The organism is Pseudomonas graminis (assembly GCF_001705435.1).
Taxonomy (GTDB): Bacteria; Pseudomonadota; Gammaproteobacteria; order Pseudomonadales; family Pseudomonadaceae; genus Aquipseudomonas; species Aquipseudomonas graminis_B.
This window is the reverse complement of the sequence record NZ_MDEN01000054.1, coordinates 106,939-125,438: the sequence shown is the minus strand read 5'-3', so window position 1 is coordinate 125,438 and position 18,500 is coordinate 106,939. Positions and strand designations below refer to the sequence as shown.

The window sequence follows — 18,500 nt, the reverse complement described above, 5'->3', positions numbered from 1 at the left end:
GCTTAAATCATTTCCTCGCCACCTTTGCCGCCAAGAACGATCTCCCCGGCCTCCGCCATACGACGGGCAATGGTGAGAATTTCTTTCTGGGCGCCTTCCACATCGCTGACGCGAACCGGGCCTTTGGCTTCCAGGTCGTCGCGCAGCAGTTCGGCGGCACGTTTGGACATGTTCTTGAAAATCTTTTCTTTGATGGCGTCGTCCGAGCCCTTCAGTGCCAGTACCAGCACATCGGAGGAGACTTCGCGCAGCAAGGCCTGAATCCCGCGGTCGTCGACGTCGGAGAGGTTGTTGAAGACAAACATGAGGTCTTCGATCTGCGTCGACAGGTCTTCGTCCACTTCGCGGATCGAATCCATGAGCTGGCCTTCGATCGAGCTGTCGAGGAAGTTCATGATATCCGCCGCACGCTTGATACCGCCCAGGGTAGTACGCGATGTGTTGGCGTTGCCCGAGAACTGCTTCTCGAGGATCTGGTTCAATTCTTTCAGCGCCGCCGGCTGCACGGTGTTCAACGACGACACGCGCAGGATGATGTCCAGGCGCACTTTGTGGTCGAAGTGGCTCAGCACTTCACCGGCCTGATCGGCGTCCAGGTAGGCGACGACGATGGCTTGAATCTGCGGGTGCTCGAAACGGATGACGTCGGCCACCGCGCGCGGTTCCATCCACTTCAGGCTGTCGAGACCGCTGGTGTTGCCGCCCAGCAGAATCCGGTCGATCAGGCCGTTGGCCTTGTCCTCGCCCAGTGCCTGGGTGAGCATCTTGCGGATGTAGCCGTCCGAGCCGATGCCGACACCGGTCTGATCGCCGACCACGTCGACGAACTCGCTCATCACCTGTTCGACCTGCTCGCGGTGCACATTGCGCATCTGCGCCATGGCCACGCCCACCCGTTGAACCTCTTTGGGTCCCATGTGACGCAAGACCTGCGCGGCGTCCGTCTCACCCAGGGTGAGGAGCAGAATCGCGGCCTTGTCCACGCGGGTCAATTTAAGTGCAGCAGCTCTATCACTCATCAGCGTTGATCCACTCTTTGACGACCTGGGCTACACGCGCCGGATCCTCGGCCACAAGGCTCTTGATTGCGTTGAGCTGTGCGTCATAACCCTCGGTAGGGCTCGGCAACAGAATACTTTGCGGACCGCCCAGACTGACGCGGTCGTTTGCCAATTCACCGTCCATCCCGACCATGCCGCCCAGCTCGGAGTCGCCGTCGAGGCGCTTGCCTTGCGGATTGGTGATGCCCTTGAGCACCGGACGGAGCACACCGAACACCAGCACCAGGATGAACAGCACGCCCATGGCCTGTTTGACGATGTCCCAGAACCACGACTGCGAGTAGAACGGAATATCCGGGATGACTTCGCCGCGATCGGTGGAGAACGGCACGTTGATCACGCTGACGCTGTCGCCACGGCTGGCGTCGAAGCCGACGGCGTCCTGCACCAGACGGGTGAAGCGCGCCAGTTGCTCGGCGGTCCACGGCACCATGGTGGTTTCGCCATTGGCCGGGTTGACTTTGACCTGATCATCGACCACCACGGCGACCGACAGGCGATTGACCTTGCCCTGCTGCTGCTTGGTGTGGCTGATGGAACGGTCGAGCTCGAAGTTCTTGGTCGACTGGTTACGCTTGTCCGCCGGGTACGGCGCCAGCATCGGCTGACCGGTGGCCGGGTCCATGATCTGTTGGCCATTGGCGTCCAGCAGCGGTTGGCCCGGGGCGATGGCGCCCGCGGCTCCGGCAGCACCGGCGGCGGCGTTCTGTGGCGCCGTTGCCGGGCCTGGCGGCTGGTTGCTCAGCGCACCGGGTACGCCCCCTGAACCGCTGCTGCTGGAGCGTTGTTCGTTGACCGTCTGCTCACTGCGCAGCGCAGGCGTGTCCGGGTTGAAGCTTTCGGCGGTGGATTCGACGGCGCTGAAATCAACGTCTGCCGACACTTCTGCCTTGTAGCGGTCATTGCCCAGCACCGGCTGCAGAATGTTCTGCACACGCTGAGTCAGCATGCTTTCCATGCGGCGGGTGTAATCGAATTGCTTGCCGGCCATGGACAGCTCGGAGTTCTCGGCCTGATCGGAGAGCAGATTGCCCTTCTGATCGACGACAGAAATCTGCGACTTGTTCAGTTCCGGGACGCTGGTGGCGACCAGGTTCATGATCGCCAGCACCTGACCCGGCTCCAGCGAACGACCGGCATACAGCTCAACCAGAATCGAAGCGCTGGGTTTGCGATCGTCACGCACGAACACCGAGCTCTTCGGAATCGCCAGGTGAACACGAGCGCCCTTGACGTTGTTCAGGCTTGAGATGGTCCGCGCCAGTTCGCCTTCCAGGCCACGACGGTAACGAGTGGCCTCCATGAACTGGCTGGTCCCCAGGCCTTGATCCTTGTCGAGGATTTCGAAACCGACGTTGCCGTCGGTCTGGGCGATACCGGCACCCGCCAGCTTGATGCGGGCACGGGACAGGTCCTCGGACTTCACCAGCAGCGCGCCGGAATTGGGCTCGACGGTGTAGGGAATGTCGGCCTGGGCCAACGTGTCCATGACCTGCTTGGTATCGACACCCGACAGGCTGCCATAAAGCGGCTTGTAATCGGGCTGCTGCGACCAAAGCACGACGGCAAAACCAATCGCCACGCTGGCAGCCAGACCGACCATGAGGCCGACCTGACGCAGCATGGTCATCTCGGAGAGATTTTGCAGGAAGGCCAGCCCGAACATTGGCGGCTTGCTTCCTGGCGCACCCGTTTTGGCGGGTACGTTATCGACGACGGCTTCGGCCATGACTTAAATCGTCCTCAAACCGGCATTTGCATGATGTCTTGGTACGCCTGAACCAGCTTGTTGCGTACCTGGGTCAGCGCCTGAAACGACACGCTGGCTTTCTGCGAGGAGATCATCACGTCGGTGAGGTCCACGCCGCTCTTGCCCATCTCGAAAGCGGTCGACAGCTGATTCGACGCCTGCTGGGTGTCGTTGACCTTGTTCACCGCCATGCCGAGCATGTCAGCGAAACTGCTCGCACCGGCCTGTTCTGGCGCTGCGATGGCCTTGGGCTGAGCCATGGCGTCCATCTGCATGGAGCGCATGTCCAACATCAAGCGATTAAATTCAACACCTTGGGTCATGACGTTTCTCTCAAAAGGGCCGCAAATTTTTGACACGGATTCAGCGGTTACCTAAGCATTAGCAACAAGGGTGCCAGACCAATAGCGGCGATATGCCACGTTTGATGAAAGTGTTCGGATGGGTATTTAAACGGACACGTAAACGAAGAGGCGCTTCACGCATTGACACCGCGCGATGCCCTATCAGGCGCAGTCCCTGCGGGAGTGAGCTTGCTCACGAAGACGGCATCACACTCTTTGGAAAATCAGCGGGTTGTCGAATATCTGTCGTCAGCTCCAGTCAGGCAGGCACCCATTCACCGACACGCGCGCCTGCTCAGGATGCAAACAGAAACCCTTCGACATCCATCCCCGCATCACGCATCTGCGCCAGCTTGTAGCGCAACGTACGCGGGCTGATACCGAGGCGTTCGGCGGCCTCTTTGCGACGGCCACGCTCGGCACGAAGGGTGTCGATGATCATCTGGAACTCACGGCGACGCAGGTCTTCACCCAGCGCGCCCGCCCCTTCCCCGCTGCTCGCCTCGGGCGACGCTTCCATGGCGCCAGTCGCAACTGGCACCACCAGAGGCGTCGGCGCGGCGGCGAAGGTCACCGGGCCGGCCAGGCAGAAATCCTCTGCCTGAATCACCCCGCCCTGCTGCAGAATCAGCGCCCGCTGCACGGCGTTATCCAGCTCGCGGACATTGCCCGGCCACGCATAGCTGACTAGACACGCCTGCGCCCCGGCCGACAGCCGCACCGGGGCATGCTTCATTTTATTGACGTGTTTGGCCAACAGACGCTCGGCCAGCGGCAGAATGTCGGCGGGACGCTGGCGCAAGGATTGCCACGCGAGCGGGAACACCGAGAGACGGTAAAACAGGTCTTCGCGGAAGCGCCCTGCGGCCACTTCGCCCGCCAGATCGCGGTTGGTGGTCGCCAGCACGCGGATGTCCAGTTCGATGGGCTTGCGCGCACCGACCCGCTCCACTTCCCGCTCCTGCAACACACGCAACAGCTTGGCCTGCAGGCCCATGGGCATTTCGGAAATCTCGTCGAGCAGAATGGTGCCGCCTTCGGCCTGCTCGAACTTGCCGGCCTGGGACGCAATGGCACCGGTAAACGAACCCTTCTCGTGGCCGAACAGCGTGGCTTCGAGCATGTTGTCCGGAATCGCCGCGCAGTTGATCGCGATGAAAGGCTTGCCGGCGCGGGGCGATTGCTCATGAATGAAACGCGCCAGCACTTCTTTACCGGTGCCGGACTCGCCTGAAATCAACACCGTCGAATCACTCTTTGCCACGCGGCTGGCGAGGCTGAGCAACTGCACGCTGGCAGGCTCGACCGCAATCGGACCCTCGCCATCGGCCGGGCCGAGGCGGCCCAGTGCATGGCGAGCCACCAGCGCCAGCAACGCCTTGGGCTCGAAGGGCTTGACCATGTAATCAGCCGCGCCCTGACGCATCGCCTCCACGGCGCGGTCCACCGTGCCATGGGCCGTCATCAACAGCACCGGCAACTGGGGGTAGCGGCTGCGCAACTGGCCGAGCAATTGGTGACCGTCCATGCCGGGCATATTGACGTCACTGACCACCAGGCTGAACGGCGAATCGGCAGCGGCAATCAACGCCTCTTCCGCCGACCCGACCGCCTGATAGGCATGGCCGGCCAGCGCCAGGGTTTCGCCCAGCGCTTCACGCAGAGAAGGGTCGTCCTCGACCAGCAGCACCTTGATGCTCATGAGCGCTCACCTGAAGCAATCGTCAACGGACCGGCCTCACTGCCAGTGGACGGCTCATTCCCAGCCCCAGGAACCAGCGGCAGCGACACGATGGCGCAGGTGCCACGACCCGGACGCGAGCGGAATTCGACACGGCCCTGATGCGCCCGCGCCACCGCAGTGACAACGGCCAGACCCAGGCCGGTGCCGGTGGTTTTGGTGGTGAAGAAGGGCTCGCCGATGCGGGCCAGGGCCGCCGGCTCGATGCCGCTGCCACTGTCGCTGATACACAGACGCAGCGTATTGCCGCGGTTGTACGCATGAATCTTGATGCGGCGCCGCCCGTCACGCTGGCCGGCACTGGCCTGGACGGCATTTTCAATAAGGTTGAGCAGCGCGCCGACCAGCGTGTCGCGGTTGCACAGTAATTCCCCCGCCGGGCTGTCGCACTGCCAGCGCACGGCCACGTCACGGACATGGGTCTGGGCGGCGGATTCTAGGGCAGCGACCAGCGCAGTCGGCGTCACCCGGTCAGTCAGCGGCAGCTCGCCACGGGCAAATACCAGCATGTCGCGGACCTGATGCTCGAGCTCGTGCAGGCGCTCCTTGAGCCGGCCGGCGAAGCGCTGTTGGGTCTCGACGTTCAACGCCTGTTCGGCCAGATGGCTGGCGTAAATCATGGCGGCGGACAGCGGCGTGCGGATCTGATGGGCCAGTGATGCGACCATGCGCCCCAGGGACGACAAGCGCTCATGACGCGCCAGCTGACTTTGCAGATGGCGGGTTTCGGTCAGGTCATTAAGCAGCACCAGCTGGCCCGGCTCGGCGTCCAGGGAACGGGTGGCAATGGACAGCCGGCGCCCGTCCTTCAGGGAGATTTCGTGGCCGTCGTCCTCGCGCGGGGCAAAGCAGCGGGCGATGACGTGCCGCCAGAGCATGCCGATCAACGGTTCGCCCAGCAGATCCAGCGCTGCAGGATTGGCCTCACGGACCCTGCCGGTGCCATCGATCACGATGACACCGCCCGGCAGCAGATCAAGCAGGTTTTGAAGGCGGTTCGCCAGACGCTCTTTCTCGGCAAGCTCCTCCATGCGCTGGGCGCTGACCACGGCCAGCTCGCCCTTGAGCTCGGTGACCCGTGCTTCCAGCAGGCCGTAGGAATCGGTGAGCTGAGTCGACATCTGGCTGAACAGCGCGAAGGCCTGTTCAAGCCCTTGCCTGCTCGCCACTTCCGGGGACTGCTGCACTAACGAACCAATGGATGAACCGGGTTCGGAAGACATCTGAGCGGCCTGGGGCATAGTTGATCTCTCGGGTAGCGAACCGTCAGTAAACGGTATGTTCCCAGAGACATAGCAATCCTCGTGCCGAAAAAAAACCGCTGAGAAATCAGCGGTTTATTTTTGACGCGTCAAACGACAGTCAGTCGTCGACCTGCTCGTCGCCTTCGCGGCGGCTCATGCCGTACTTGCGCATTTTTTCCACCAGCGTGGTGCGGCGGATGCGCAGACGTTCGGCGGCGCGTGCCACGATCCCGTTGGCATCGTCCAGCGCCTGCTGGATCAAGCCCTGCTCCAGACCGCCGAGGTAGTCCTTCAAGTCCAGACCTTCAGGCGGCAGCAAGGCGCTGCTGGCGAAGTTCGGCGTATGGCCGTTGATGGCCACGCGCTCTTCCAGATCGCTGCGCAGGCTGTCGACCAGTTGCTCGTCTTCGTCGTCGACGTAGCGGAATTTTTTCGGCAGCTCCGAGACACCGATGACACCGTACGGGTGCATGATCGCCATGCGCTCGACGAGGTTGGCAAGCTCACGAACGTTGCCGGGCCAGCCGTGACGACACAGCGACATGATGGCGGCGGAGTTGAAGCGAATCGAACCGCGCTTCTCGTGTTCCATGCGCGAGATCAGCTCGTTCATCAGCAGCGGAATGTCTTCCACACGCTCACGAAGCGGCGCCATTTCGATCGGGAACACGTTGAGGCGGTAGTAGAGATCCTCGCGGAAACTGCCGATCACGATCATGTCTTCAAGATTTTTGTGCGTCGCGGCGATGATGCGCACATCAACGCTCTGGGTCTTGTTGCTGCCCACGCGCTCGAAGGTGCGCTCCTGCAGGACGCGCAGCAGCTTGACCTGCATCGGCAGCGGCATGTCGCCGATTTCATCGAGAAACAGCGTGCCGCCGTTGGCCAGTTCGAAGCGCCCTGCCCGGCTGGTGATGGCGCCGGTGAAAGCACCCTTCTCGTGGCCGAACAGTTCGCTTTCGAGCAACTCGGCCGGAATCGCGCCACAGTTGACGGGCACGAACGGCGCATCGCGGCGCTTGGAATGGTAATGCAGGTTACGGGCGACGACTTCCTTGCCGGTCCCGGACTCACCGAGGATCAGCACGCTGGCGTCGGTGTCGGCAACCTGCTGCATCATCTGGCGGACGTGCTGAATGGCACGGCTGGTGCCGACGAGGCTGCGGAAAAGATTGGGTTCGCGCTGACGCCCACGTTCACGGGCCTGGTCGTACATCTCGCGATAGACCTGGGCACGGTGCAGGGAATCCAGCAGTTTGCTGTAGCTGGGCGGCATCTCGACGGTGGAGAGGACCCGGCGACGCAGATCGTCCGCCAGTTCGGACGAGGAGTTCTCGCCCATCAGCAGGACCGGGAGAAACTCGTCCCACGCGGCCACGGTTTTGAGCAGGCCTTGAAGGCTGCCCGGGGCGTTCACGCTGCCGACCAGCACGCACAGCACTTCTCGGGTAGAGGTCAGTGAACCCACGACTTGCTGCCAGTCTGTGCTGGAGCAGGACAGGTTCTCATCACCCAGAAAATTCAGAATCACCGCCATGTCACGGCGGCGCTGGCTATCGTCATCGATCAGCAGGATTTTGATTTCACGCCACATGCAATAGCAACTTCCCTAGTCAACTCGATGCCCGATCACGGGCAAGCTTTGGCTTTTGTTTCGTCCGTTGAGACGTGTCAATCACCAGAAATTAGTGAACTTCACTAGTTAAGTCAAAAATCCGTACACAGTCAATTTTATGGCGTACATATTTTGGCTACCGACCAAGTGTCAACCGAACAGATGGTAAACCTTTGCCGCGCTTTTCGCTCGCTGGATCTGGGACATTTCGTCGACGATCGCCTGACGTTCGCCCACAGCGACGTCGATAAGCTTGCGATAGACGCCTAGCAGCTCTTCCAGATTTGTTCGCAACTCAGGCTCATCGTTGCTCGCCTGACTGATGACTTCATCGACGCAGGCCCGGCAGGCCATATCGAGCTGGCCGATTGCCTCCCAGTCACGCTGCTCGAGGGCATCGACCAAGGCTTCACGGGTTTCTTCGATTCGCTTGAGTGCAACGCTCATGGGGTTCTCCTTCAGAGCACGGGTTGCTGGTTGCCGATCCCGTCCCAGCCTTCCTTGACCGTGGTCAGCAGGCCGCTGACTTCATCGAGGATCTTCGGATCGGATTTGATGTTGGCTTCTGCCAGACGCTTCATCAGATAGACGTAGAGGTTGTCGACGTGGGCCAGGGCTTCAGCCTGCTTTTCCATGTCCAGGCCTTCACGCAGGCCACCGACGATCTCAATCGCCTTGCCAATCAACAGCCCTTTGGCGGGGATGTCCTTGCGCTCGATGGCGCCCTTGGCCTGGGCGATACGGTCCAGGCCGGCTTCCATCAGCATCTGCACCAGACGGTGTGGCGTGGCCACGGCGGTCTGGGCTTGTGAGTTGACCTTCTGATACTGCCGAAGGGCTGCCATACGGTTCATTGTCTTACCTCGCGCAACGAAGTTTCTATAGTGAGGGTATCGACACGGCCCAGGAAAACTTTAAGGCCAGATGCCAAAAACCCGGCACTGGCGGCCGGGTCTTGATCAACTCGTCAACGGTCAGCCACTTTTCTGGGCATTGAGCGAGTCGAAGAACGAGGTGATGCTCGTGGCCGAGGCTTTCAACTGCCCCACCAGCAAGTCCATCGCGTTGTATTTGGCAGTGAGCGTGGCGGTCAGCGTGGTCACACGCAGGTCGAGGGCTGACTGTTGGGCCGTCAGATCGGTCTGCTGCTTGTTGAGGCTGGTGGTGCGCGTGTCGAAAATACCGCCGGTCTGGGTGTAAGGCGTGATGGCAGCCTGCATCCGCGAGAGCAAGCCGTTGGTGCTGTCCGTGCCGCTGAACAGTTGCTGCACGTCACCCGCCAGGCCCTGGTCCATCGCCTTGCTAAACTTGGTGGCATCGAGGCTCAGCGTACCGTCGGATTGACCGGTGGTGATGCCCAGCTGCGAAAGCACGGAAACGCCACCTGGGGCACCGGTCGTCACCAGCTGGTCGCGGATGGCCGAGAGGATCGAGCGCGGCATCGCATCGCCCGTCAACGCCGCAGCCGTCACGGTTGCGCCGGTGGTTTTGTCGGGGGTATCGCTTACCGTCGCCTTGGTGACGCTGGACACGGCCTTAACAACGTTGTTGTAAGCATCGACGAAGGTTTGCAGCGAGGCTTTAAGACCATCGTTGTTCGCCGACACCGTCACGGTCGACTTATCCGTCCCTAACAGCGTCATGGAGACGCCACCGAGGCTCTTGTCGATAGTGTTGCTGGCGCTGGTGATGCTCAGGCCGTTGACGGTCAGACTGGCATCGACCGCTTGCGCGCCGATATAGCCGGCGCTGGTAGTGCTTTTCGGGTCAAGCGCAGCGCCGGCAACAATGTTGAATTCACTGGACGTCGTGCTGGAGGCCGTTATGTCCGTGCCTTTACCCGTCACTGTCGAGCTGAACACCAGGCGTGAACCATTGTCATCGGTGATGATGTTGGCGCTGATCTTCGAGGTCGCGCTTTGTGCGTTGATCTGCTTGGCCACCGACGCCAGCGTGGCCCCGGTCGGGATGGTGATCTTGGTGTCAATGCCATTTTGAGTGAGGGTCAAATCGCCACTCGGAATAGCACTGGTGGACCCGCCGGAGAACGAAGCACTCGCAACACTCGAACTGGTGGCGAGGTTTTTGACGTCAATGCTGTATGTACCGGGCACGGCCGAGTTATCGGACGTTACGGTCAGCTTGGTCGCGTCAGAAGCTTTAGCCGCATAACCGGCGAAAGCAGGCGTGTCGGTTTTGCCGAGGTTGGTCAGCGCGGTCTGGAATGCATTCATCGCACTCTGCAGCGTGCCGATGCCGGAAATCTTGGTGGTGACCAGCTTGGTCTGGGTGGTGATCTGGGTCTGCTTCGCCAGCTTGTCTGAGCTGACCAAGGCATCGACGATTTTGCTGATTTCCAGGCCCGAGCCGAGGCCGGTGGAGGGGGTGATTGGACTAGCCATGTGAGTCTCCTTTCAGTTGTAGTCGGCATTTTGACGAGCACGCCACACCGAAGTGCAGTGTTCACGTTTCATGCCATTTAAACTTTCGCTTCGAACAACAGGCTGTTTGCGTTCTTCAGACTGTCGGCGAGTTTCAACGCCTCAGCAGACGGCAGTTGCCGCACCACTTCTCCGGTTTCCGTGGCGATCACTTTCACTACCACTTTGCCGGACTTGTCGTCGATGGAGAATTCCAGGTTGCGATGAACCGACTGAAAAAACTTTTCCATTTGCTTGACGGCCGCTTGCAGCTCTTCGGTTTTCTTTTCCGGATCTGAGTCTTTACTTGTCGATGTGCCTGACGGCGATGACGCGGCCGGAGCAGGAACGACTTGAGGCGCCACGGCTGGCTTGTCAGCAGCCACAGGCACCGCGGGCAACGACTGGATCACTGGATAAGACACATTCATCCTGTTGCTTATGTCCATGTCCACTCACCTCTTGAAAGTAAAAAGCGGGAGAGCACGCAAGCATACTCCCCCGCCAAAACTCTAGCCGTTATTACTGAAGCAGTTTCAGAACAGCGGATGGCAGCTGGTTAGCCTGGGCCAGAACAGAGGTGGAAGCTTGTTGCAGAGTCTGTTGTTTGGTCAGGTTAGCGGTTTCAGCAGCGAAGTCGGTGTCTTGAATACGGCCCAGTGCAGCAGTGGCGTTTTCGTTAACGTTTTGCAGGTTGGAGATGGTGCTGGTCAGACGGTTCTGCGAAGCACCCAGGCTCGAACGGGTGCTGTTGATCGTTGCCAGAGCCGCGTCGATTGCCGAGATAGCGGCGTCAACGTTGGTGTGAGCAGTGGTGTTGTCGCCGCCGCTGATCGAGCTGCTGCCGCTGGAAACGCCCAGAGCCGATGCAGTGAAGCTGCCAGTCAGAACCAGGTCGATGTGGTTCGAGGTACCGGTGTTCGAGCCAACTTGCAGGGTTACGGTGCTAGCCGAGCCGTCCAGCAGGTTTTTGCCGTTCAGGTTGGTGGACTGAGCGATACGGGTCAGTTCGTCAGACATCTGACCGTATTCGGCGTTCAGCGAGGTACGGTCAGCAGTACCGTTCGTGTCGTTTCGGGACTGAACAGCCAGTTCACGCATACGCTGCAGAATGTTGGTCGATTCTTGCAGAGCGCCTTCAGCGGTCTGAGCGATCGAGATACCGTCGTTGGCGTTCTTGATGGCAACAGTCTGACCGCGGATTTGCGAAGTTTCGCGAGTTGCGATCTGCAGGCCGGCTGCGTCGTCTTTAGCGCTGTTGATTTTCAGACCGGAAGACAGACGAGTCATCGAAGTCGACAGTGCATCGGAAGCTTTGGACAGGTTCTTCTGAACAGCCAGGGAAGCTACGTTGGTGTTTACGCCTAAAGCCATGATGAATTCCTCGTGAGTTGTTTGCTGCGGCTATCCGGCCCTGGCAAGCGCCGGGTGTGGCCTAGAGAACCTACGTAATGTTTATCGTCGCGGTTGCCAGGAGCTTGAGGGCTTTTTCAAATTTATTTGCCACCAGAGCGCCACCCCCGCAGTTTGTTGTCCGGGGATACACAGCGTTTCGGCGCAACCCCTGGAAGCTTTAACCTGACCCGGCGATTTGTTAACCAGTTCTCAAAAACCCGGGCGCGCCCTGCGGCGCGCCCGGGTTTTGGTTGCTCCTATCTATAGAGGCATGTGGGTTATTGCAGCAGCTTGAGGACGGCTGCCGGTAATTGGTTGGCTTGGGCCAGGACTGCCGTGGAGGCTTGCTGGAGGGTTTGTTGTTTAGTCATCTCCGCGGTTTCTGCAGCGAAGTCGACGTCTTCGATCTGGCCTCGGGACGCGGTGGCGTTCTTGGTCATGTTCTGAAGATTTTCCATGGCGCTCATCATGCGATTCTGCTTTGCACCCAGATCGGCACGACCTGAGTTGATCAAACCAATAGCTTTATCAAGAATCTTGACGGTCTCCTCGATATTCTCTATTCGTGCGGGCTTATTGAGCGGATGAAGCTCATCTTTAGCTTGGGTGTCGGAAACCACTTTCTCCGCATCAGCCAGTACCTGTTTTGCGTCAGCCAGAGTTTTCCGGTCGGCATCGGAAGGCGCTGCGATGGCATCAAACGTTTGCTGTGCCGTCGCAAGGTCGATGGTGGCTTTATCCACAGCGTCAGTCATGACGGTAGTCACGGTATTGACGAGATTTCTGAATCCTGTGCCATCAATGGCCAGCGGAGTGTACTCACCTTTAAGCACAGCCTTGGAGCCCGTCGTTGTCGCGTCCGCAAGTACCTCAGCTCGACTCTCCAATGCTGAGAGAATTGACTCAGAGGAAAAATCATCGCTCAACGACAAGGTTATTTTTTCAGTGACGCCAACATTTGCGCCTATTTGGAAACTCAATTCCCCCGCGCTGCCATCCAGCAAATTAAGCTCGGCACCAAACGTAGTTCCCTTGGCTAGACGCGTGACCTCAGCGGTAAGCTGCTGAAATTCGGCATTTAAGGCGCTGCGTTCTTTAGGGCCTTTATCGCCGTTGGCGGCCTGCACCGCTAGATCTCGCATACGTTGAAGATTATTGAGCGATTTATCCATTGCCCCTTCAGCAGTTTGAATAATCGAAATCGCCGCCCCGGCATTGCGCGTCGCCACAGTAAGACCGCGAATCTGGGTGGTCAGACGCGTCGCAAGTTGCATACCCGCAGCATCGTCTTTTGCAGTATTTATCCGCAGCCCTGAAGACAGGCGGGTCATGGCGGTACTCAGTAAGTCCGAGGACCTGTTCAAGTTCCGCTGAACAGACAGCGACGCAATATTGGTATTTACGGTTAAAGCCATTTTTAGTTCCCTCGTTGATAGAAACGGAGAGTTCTCTGATATCGGGGAAGTCCATTTCTCCCGGAGAACCTACCTACTCGCTATCGACAAAGACATAAATCGCTTTAGCTCTAAAATTCGCGTTTCAGCAACTTTCGAAAATGCCATCACTACACATGTAGGGCAATTAATTACCTAAACGAAGGTAATCATAGTAAAAACTGTTTTTTGAATTTTTCTGATAAAAAAATCACAAGCCACTCAATTTGACTACCCACTGCAACCTGATCAAGTCAGTCCTGCTCCGGACAGTAAAAGTCTTCGAGAAATTTCCTACATTAGCTTGGGACATGCCTGTCTTCCCTTTTCAAAGCGAACACGCTTACGTCGAATGGTGGATTAAACATCTGCAAAAATAAAAACTAACGAACGGATTTGAAAACCATGAAACTAAAAAACTTATTTACCTTGACCGTACTGACTACATCTGTGCTCGGGGGAACTGCCAACGCAACTGATGTGGATGTCCATATTCAGAATCTTTCGACTGAAGTTATACAAACATCGGATTCTGGTTTTCCACGATACTTGGCGCCCGGTGAAAGCGGGACGGTCACTCTTAACTTCCCGAACACCGGCAGTTCTGTGAACTTCACCTATACGTCAGCATCGGGCAAGACTTGCAGTTTCAGGGGCGGACACCGTAGTTACGGTGACCGAGCGGAGAGAAAAGCAGATGCCGTTGGCTCTCAGAGCTACAACAACTGCGGGGCAATCGTTACCGCCCGAAAATGGTCAAGTCCATTCCATTATCGGCTGGGATTTTGGATGACCGATTGATACCCACTGAAGCGCTAGATAAGGAAATTGACGGCGTGTACATATAGCGTTCGATGAATCTACGACCAATGTCGCGATTTTTTTGCAGCATTGGTCGTAGGCTACAGCCACGGACGACTCAGACGTGACTCACTATTTCTACCAATTCGACCTGCAGCCAATCCGCCACCCCCAACCAATCCTGCCGCTCCTGGCACGCCAGAATCGCACTCAACACCCTCCCCCATTCAGCCTGTCTTTCCACAGAAGCCCCGTCCATCAGTGGCAGCGACCGGTCAATCAGTTCGACCATTTGCAAGGCCCCTTCAATATCGCGGCCCAGGCGGAACAGCTTCGCGCATTCGCGGGCTTCTTCTACGACGTGTTCAGGCAGGGTCATGGCGCGGTCCAGTCAGGGTCGAAGCTGGCGCCGGCGATCAGCGCACCGTCGCGGCTGGTGTTGAGGAACATGACCTCTGGGTGGCGGGCGATGAAGCGTTCGAGTTCGATGAGGTAGCTGCGGAAATTGAGCTGCGTCTTGACCTTTTGGCCCCGCCCGTCGCGCACCCAGTGTTTGGCGATGCTCAGGGCAGGCCCCAGGTCGCCGTCCTGCCAGCCGGTGTGGGTCTTGCCGCCGGGGAAGGCGAAGTCGGCGCCGAACAGGGTAATCCGCGCGGCGCCCATTTTGACGGCGAGATCGACGGCGGGATGAATGACGCTGCCGCCCACATGCAAGGTGGCCTTGGGGATCTGCTCCCGCAGCCGGGCATACAGCGGGCTGCTGGAATAGCCGACGTAGCGCGGGCCTTGCCATGCCCCCAGCATTCCCGCGTCTTGGCCCGGCACATAGACCAGCGCGATGTGCGCCGAATCCTCGGTGGGGAGATGCCGGGGGGTGATGCGGTGGTCGATGCTCACCACCACGTCCGGCCTGATGCCCTGGTTGCGCAGCGGCACATAGGCCGTGTCGACGCAGATAATCAGCGGCCGGTTGGCGCTGTTTGACGTGCTCAACAGGCGCGGCAAATGCTGTTGCAGACTTGGCCCCGTCGCGATGACGAACACGTCACACCCCGACTGCGTGGCAAACAACGCAGCGACATCGGTGTCCCGCTGCACAAGCGCCCTGCCCTGCTCCAGCAGGCGCGCGTTGTCGGGGGTGTCGGCGGCGAACGCCTGGTTGTTGAAGTTGACGTGTACTTCGCTGACCAGCCGATCGCGGATCCGCGCGCTGCTGTCGTCGGCCAGCACCAGTTCGGCCGGCAGTGCGAAGAATGGCAGCTGAATCTCGCTGCGGGCGTCGGCATAGGCGAGGCTCACGCGGGGGTCGGACAGCCAGTCATCCTGTTCCAGCAGTTGCAGCACCAGGGCAAACAACGCGCCGTTGAGGATGTGGACGTGCAGCGTTTGCAGAGAGGGTTCGGCCAGCAATACCCGCTGCAGATCGCCGAGGGCGGTGCCGTAAAGATGAACGACGGGGCTGTTGGCGGGGAGGCTTTGCGCCTGGGTTTGCGCTTCGGCGAGGCGATCATGGCGGCTGGTGAGCTGAATGCCGCCAATGCTGAGGGTCGATTGTCGGCCTTCGATCAACTGCGCGGGAATGGATTCGACGTTTTCGGCCCGCAACCGCTGGGCCACGTCAGGCCAGCGCTGTTCGATCACGGCGAGGTTGTGCTGGAGAATCTCGCTCATGATGGCAATCCTTTTCCTGGGGGAAGTGCAGAAAGCAAAACGGCGACCTGAGTCATCAGCGTCGCCGTTGTGCAGGCTGGAGGCAGCCCGGTGATTCGCTGTCAGGGACGATAAAGGATCGCCGAGCCCCACGACAAGCCCACGCCGAAACCGCTGACCGCGATGCGCTTCCAGGTGGCGTTCATGACGTGTTTTTCCAGCAGCAGCGGAATGCTGGACGACACCGTGTTGCCGGTCTCGAGCATGTCCTTGACGAACTTCTCCGGCGACTTGCCGTCCTCGAACCGACGGGCGACCGCATCGACGATGGCCGCGCTGCCCTGGTGAATGCAGAACGCATCGACGTCGGAGGATTGCAGGCCGGAGTCTTCGAGCAATTCGTTGAGGTGCGAGGGCACTTTGACCAGCGCGAAGTTGAACACCTGACGCCCGTTCATGTAGAACGCGCCGTCGGTCGTCTTGAGGAACTCTGCGCCGGAGCCGTCGGTGCCAAACTTGGATTTGCCCAACTGCCACGGGGCGTCGTCGCTCATCCAAGTGGCGGTGGAGGCGTCGCCGAAGAGCATGGTGGTGTTGCGGTCTTCCGGGTCGACGATCTTCGAATACGGGTCGGCGGTGACCAGCAGGCCGTTTTTCAGGCCGGTCGCTTCCATGAAGCCTTTCAGCGCATAGATGCCGTAGACGTAGCCCGAGCAACCCAGGGAAATGTCGAACGCGGCGACGTGGGTCGGCAGGCCGAGTTTGTGTTGAACGATGGCGGCCGTGTGCGGCAGGCCTTCTTCGTCACCGTTTTGGGTGACGACGATCAGTGCGTCGATGGCGTCCCGCGAGAGACCGGGGTTGTTGGCGAACAGCTGGTTGACCGCTTCGACGCACAGGTCCGAGGTTTCCTGGGTGTCGTCTTTGCGCGGCAGAAAAGCAGAACCGATCTTGCCAAGGATGAAGTCTTCATCCTTTCCGAATTTGGCACCCTGGGCGTAATTGTCGACGCCGACCGTGGGCACATAACTCGCTATGCTCTTGATGCCAATCATCATGGCTTCCCAATAAAAAACTGCTGAACATCACCCGGCGCGGTTAGGCGGGGCGTTGAAAATCCGGGGCTTGCGGCCTGAAAAAAAGGCAACGTACAGGTCAGGGCGACACCAGAATCGCTCTGGAATCAGCCCGAGGACGTCACGGACCGCCAACACGATACAGTGAAGATGCCCGTTATGACCCACAGGTCACCAAAAGTTTTACAAGCTTTTAGCTGACCGACGGGTGCCGCGCAACATCAGATCGCTGCTCAGACAGGTGATTGACATGAAGATGTCACAGGAATGTGGCGTGTGGTCGAGCTTCAACGCGCTGTTTAGTAGGACCGGCTTTAGCCGGGAAGAGGCCCTGATATGCACCGTCATTTTTGCGGTGTGACGCCTGCCGTCTTCCCGGCTAAAGCCGGTCCTACAGTGGTGCTCACCGCCAATCTCACTGGCTGCACGCGTGCTTTAGTGGGACTGGCTTTAGCCGGGAAGAGGCCCTTATATGCACCCTAGATTTTCGCGGTGTGACGAATGCCGTCTTCCCGGAGAACGCCGGTCCTACATTCGTGTTCACCGCCAATCTCACTGGCTGCACGCGTGCTTCAGTGGGATTGGCTTTAGCCGGGAAGAGGCCCTGATATGCACCGTCATTTTTGCGGTGTGACGCCTGCCGTCTTCCCGGCTAAAGCCGGTCCTACATTCGTGTTCACAACCAATCTCACTGACTGCACGCGTGCTTTAGTGAGACCGGCTTCAGCCGGGAAGAGGCCATTACATGCACCCTCGATTTTGCGGTGTAGCGTATGCCGTCTTCCCGGCTAAAGCCGGTCCCACATTCGTGCTCACAGCGCAATTCCCAAGTGATGCCGGTCCAGCCTTCACTCAACCCACCACATCCCAACTCAACGCGGTCCCGCGGTTCAGTGCGTGTCGGGCTTTGCTCCCCAGCACGGCATCGATGTGTTTGGGCGCCAAACCGAGGCCGGGGCGGATGGCGCGGATGTTGTCCGGGCTGAAAGCCTCGCCCTCGGCGATGTCTCGCACCACGTACAACGAGCGGCGGTATTGCAGCGATTTCTGTTCGGCTTCGGTCGCGCCGTACTGCACGTGGCCCATGCCTTGCCAGGCCCGCTCGGTTTCGATGACCAGGCTGGCCATTTCCGCCGGTTCCAGGGAAAAACTGGCGTCGACCCCGCCATCAGCGCGGTCGAGGGTGAAGTGTTTTTCGATCACCGTCGCACCCATGGCCACTGCCGCCACCGACACGCCGACGCCCATGGTGTGATCCGACAACCCCACCTGGCAGCCAAATAAGCCGGCCATGTGCGGAATCGTGCGCACGTGGCTGTTGGCCGGGGTCGCCGGGTAGGTGCTGGTGCATTTCAGCAGCACCAGATCCTTGCAGCCTGCGGCCCGCGCCGCGCGCACGCTCTCATCCAGCTCGGCGATGCTGGCCATGCCGGTGGAAATGATCATCGGCTTGCCGATCGCCGCCACTTTGCGGATCAGCGGGATGTCGGTGTTTTCAAAGCTGGCGATCTTGTAGGCCGGCACGTCGAGGCTTTCGAGAAAGTCCACGGCGGACTCATCAAAGGGCGTGGAAAACGCCAGCAGCCCCAACTCTTTGGCCCGGGCGAAGATCGGCGCGTGCCACTCCCACGGCGTGTGCGCCTGTTCATACAGCGCATACAGCGAGGTCCCGGCCCACAAACTGTTGGGGTCCTTGATGAAGAACTCACCCTCGGCGATGTCCAGGGTCATGGTATCGGCGGTGTAGGTTTGCAGTTTGAGGGCATGGGCGCCCGCCCTGGCCGCCGCCTCGACGATGCGCAACGCTTGATCCAGCGACTGGTTATGGTTGCCGCTCATCTCGGCGATGATGAACGGCGGCGCGTCGGGGCCGATGGTTCGGGAACCGATCTTGAAAGAAGTCATCGTTGCTCACTCGTTGCAGTGACGTCGGTCGGCCCAAGGCCGGACGATAAAAATAGGAACGGGCA

17 protein-coding genes are annotated in these 18,500 nt (G+C 59.5%); 1 reads left to right on the top strand and 16 read right to left on the bottom strand.

The genetic code is table 11. From position 1 onward, the window contains the following. Positions 1-2: 2 nt before the first annotated feature. The 12 genes from fliG to BBI10_RS05025 all read right to left on the bottom strand — a co-directional run bounded on the left by fliG (position 3) and on the right by BBI10_RS05025 (position 12,985). Positions 3-1,019 (bottom strand): flagellar motor switch protein FliG, encoded by a 1,017-nt coding sequence (gene fliG / locus BBI10_RS05080; protein ID WP_065987292.1) that lies wholly within the window; start codon positions 1,017-1,019, stop codon positions 3-5. Next, a complete protein-coding gene (fliF, locus tag BBI10_RS05075; RefSeq protein ID WP_065987291.1) occupies positions 1,012-2,790 on the bottom strand; it encodes a flagellar basal-body MS-ring/collar protein FliF in 1,779 nt (592 codons plus the stop codon). The genes fliG and fliF overlap by 8 nt, the downstream gene beginning before the upstream one ends. Positions 2,791-2,804: 14 nt before the next feature. After that, positions 2,805-3,134: a flagellar hook-basal body complex protein FliE gene (fliE, locus tag BBI10_RS05070; protein ID WP_065987290.1), complete on the bottom strand. Its 330-nt coding sequence runs from the start codon at positions 3,132-3,134 to the stop codon at positions 2,805-2,807. Between the two features lie 316 nt (positions 3,135-3,450). Further along, complete coding sequence (locus BBI10_RS05065; protein ID WP_065987289.1) at positions 3,451-4,857, bottom strand: sigma-54-dependent transcriptional regulator; 1,407 nt, start codon at positions 4,855-4,857, stop codon at positions 3,451-3,453. After that, positions 4,854-6,119 (bottom strand): sensor histidine kinase, encoded by a 1,266-nt coding sequence (locus BBI10_RS05060; RefSeq protein WP_244160314.1) that lies wholly within the window; start codon positions 6,117-6,119, stop codon positions 4,854-4,856. Before BBI10_RS05060 ends, BBI10_RS05065 begins: the two co-directional genes overlap by 4 nt. A gap of 139 nt (positions 6,120-6,258) precedes the next feature. Continuing rightward, positions 6,259-7,734: a sigma-54 dependent transcriptional regulator gene (locus BBI10_RS05055; RefSeq protein WP_065987287.1), complete on the bottom strand. Its 1,476-nt coding sequence runs from the start codon at positions 7,732-7,734 to the stop codon at positions 6,259-6,261. A gap of 171 nt (positions 7,735-7,905) precedes the next feature. Beyond that, positions 7,906-8,202 (bottom strand): flagellar protein FliT, encoded by a 297-nt coding sequence (gene fliT / locus BBI10_RS05050; RefSeq protein ID WP_065987286.1) that lies wholly within the window; start codon positions 8,200-8,202, stop codon positions 7,906-7,908. Positions 8,203-8,213: 11 nt separating this feature from the next. Next, entirely contained in the window at positions 8,214-8,609 is a 396-nt protein-coding gene (gene fliS, locus BBI10_RS05045) for a flagellar export chaperone FliS (RefSeq protein ID WP_065987285.1), read from the bottom strand. Positions 8,610-8,729: 120 nt separating this feature from the next. Further along, a complete protein-coding gene (gene fliD / locus BBI10_RS05040) occupies positions 8,730-10,157 on the bottom strand; it encodes a flagellar filament capping protein FliD (RefSeq protein WP_065987284.1) in 1,428 nt (475 codons plus the stop codon). 77 nt (positions 10,158-10,234) lie between these two features. After that, positions 10,235-10,624 carry a flagellar protein FlaG gene (locus tag BBI10_RS05035; protein WP_065987283.1) on the bottom strand — a complete coding sequence of 130 codons (390 nt, stop codon included), beginning with the start codon at positions 10,622-10,624 and terminating at the stop codon, positions 10,235-10,237. Between the two features lie 73 nt (positions 10,625-10,697). Then, on the bottom strand, positions 10,698-11,549 hold the full coding sequence (locus BBI10_RS05030; protein WP_065987282.1) for a flagellin domain-containing protein: 852 nt from the start codon (positions 11,547-11,549) through the stop codon (positions 10,698-10,700). A gap of 299 nt (positions 11,550-11,848) precedes the next feature. Continuing rightward, positions 11,849-12,985, bottom strand: coding sequence for a flagellin (locus BBI10_RS05025; RefSeq protein WP_065987281.1), 1,137 nt, complete (start codon positions 12,983-12,985; stop codon positions 11,849-11,851). Positions 12,986-13,408: 423 nt separating this feature from the next. Here BBI10_RS05025 and BBI10_RS27110 point away from each other — a divergent pair, with 423 nt between their 5' ends. Then, positions 13,409-13,804 carry a hypothetical protein gene (locus tag BBI10_RS27110; RefSeq protein WP_141695121.1) on the top strand — a complete coding sequence of 132 codons (396 nt, stop codon included), beginning with the start codon at positions 13,409-13,411 and terminating at the stop codon, positions 13,802-13,804. Between the two features lie 118 nt (positions 13,805-13,922). Here the strand turns inward: BBI10_RS27110 and BBI10_RS05020 are convergent, their stop codons facing one another. From BBI10_RS05020 to pseI, 4 genes are all read right to left on the bottom strand, one after another. Continuing rightward, positions 13,923-14,183, bottom strand: coding sequence for a hypothetical protein (locus tag BBI10_RS05020; RefSeq protein WP_065987280.1), 261 nt, complete (start codon positions 14,181-14,183; stop codon positions 13,923-13,925). Continuing rightward, positions 14,180-15,475 carry a motility associated factor glycosyltransferase family protein gene (locus BBI10_RS05015; RefSeq protein ID WP_065987279.1) on the bottom strand — a complete coding sequence of 432 codons (1,296 nt, stop codon included), beginning with the start codon at positions 15,473-15,475 and terminating at the stop codon, positions 14,180-14,182. Before BBI10_RS05015 ends, BBI10_RS05020 begins: the two co-directional genes overlap by 4 nt. A 101-nt stretch (positions 15,476-15,576) precedes the next feature. After that, positions 15,577-16,509 (bottom strand): ketoacyl-ACP synthase III, encoded by a 933-nt coding sequence (locus tag BBI10_RS05010; protein WP_065987278.1) that lies wholly within the window; start codon positions 16,507-16,509, stop codon positions 15,577-15,579. Positions 16,510-17,382: 873 nt separating this feature from the next. Beyond that, on the bottom strand, positions 17,383-18,435 hold the full coding sequence (gene pseI / locus BBI10_RS05005; RefSeq protein ID WP_065987277.1) for a pseudaminic acid synthase: 1,053 nt from the start codon (positions 18,433-18,435) through the stop codon (positions 17,383-17,385). Positions 18,436-18,500: the final 65 nt, after the last annotated feature.